This is a genomic window from Faecalibacterium sp. An192 (genome assembly GCF_002160175.1).
Taxonomy (GTDB): Bacteria; Bacillota; Clostridia; order Oscillospirales; family Ruminococcaceae; genus Faecalibacterium.
The window spans coordinates 1-582 of the sequence record NZ_NFKB01000161.1 but is presented as its reverse complement, the minus strand read 5'-3'; the positions used below and the strand labels follow the sequence as shown (position 1 = coordinate 582).

Genomic DNA, 582 nt, shown 5'->3' with positions numbered 1-582 from the left:
CTTCCAGCCAGCACCAAAAAGCCCTGAGCATGGGTTTCTCCACCGCAAGGCGCTGTTTCTGTCTTTCTTCGGCTGGCAGTTCTGCCAGTTTCTTTTCAGCTGCAAACAGTTGGTCACAGTAATCCCGACCAACCTGTGCCGGTGTGAGAAGGCCTTTTGGATTGCTGGATGCAGCAGGCATGGCTTCTACGAACTTCCGGCGCAGATGGGCCCAGCAGCCGCAGCGGGTAATATCCGGTACCTGGTTGTAGCCCGCATAGCCGTCGGTATGCAGGTATCCGTGAAACCCCTCCAGAAACTTCTTTGGGTATTCACCGCTGCGTCCGGGCTGGTACTCGTACAGAACAATGGGCGGCAGCCCATCCATACCGGTACGGTAAACCCACATGTAAGACTTGGACTGAGCGGTCTTGCCGTTCTCTTTGAGAACCTGCACCACCGTCTCATCTGCATGCAGGACCTCTCTTTGCAGGAGCTCTTTCCGCATGGCATCCCACAGAGGCTCCAGCCAGTCTTCCGCACACCGGATGATCCAGCGCGCCATGGTGGTCCGGCTGAATGTCACCCCCAGCTGTTTCCATG

Annotated in this window: 1 protein-coding gene; it reads right to left on the bottom strand. The window is 56.9% G+C overall.

The window, feature by feature from the left end; translation table 11 throughout:
- On the bottom strand, window positions 1-544 hold a 544-nt coding region (locus tag B5F27_RS16425; RefSeq protein WP_242962228.1), incomplete at its 3' end, for an IS66 family transposase.
- Window positions 545-582: the final 38 nt, after the last annotated feature.